We start from the raw sequence: 374 nt of genomic DNA on the forward strand, positions 1-374 counted from the left end.
CCACCGGCGGTGATCGCCCGATAGAGGTAGCATCACCTGCCGCCGACTCGGATATAGGTCTCATCGACCCGCCAGGAACTGGCCTGGCAGTCAGGTACCTGCCGGTACCACCGTGTTTGCTTGTCCAGCTCAGGGGCGTATTTCTGGACCCAGCGGTAGATCGTGGTGTGATCGACCGGCACGCCCCGCTGAAGTCATCATTTCCTCCAGATCGCGGTAGCTCACCCCGTAGCGGCAGTACCACCGCACTGCCCATAGAATGATGTCACGGGGGAAATGACGACCGGAGAAGATACCCATGGCTGTGACTATTTCACGTCACTCTTCCTACTGCCCCAACTGTGCAACAGCACCAATAAACTGGCGCCCCGGTT

At 59.1% G+C, this 374-nt stretch carries 1 pseudogene; it reads right to left on the minus strand.

Going from position 1 to position 374, the window contains the following annotated elements:
* Window positions 1–35: 35 nt before the first annotated feature.
* Window positions 36–300: pseudogene (locus HMPREF2559_RS12840) on the minus strand (IS6 family transposase); the annotation flags it as partial.
* Between the last annotated feature and the right edge of the window lie 74 nt (window positions 301–374).

Source organism: Corynebacterium sp. HMSC072G08 (assembly GCF_001809185.1).
GTDB classification, from domain to species: domain Bacteria; phylum Actinomycetota; class Actinomycetes; order Mycobacteriales; family Mycobacteriaceae; genus Corynebacterium; species Corynebacterium phoceense.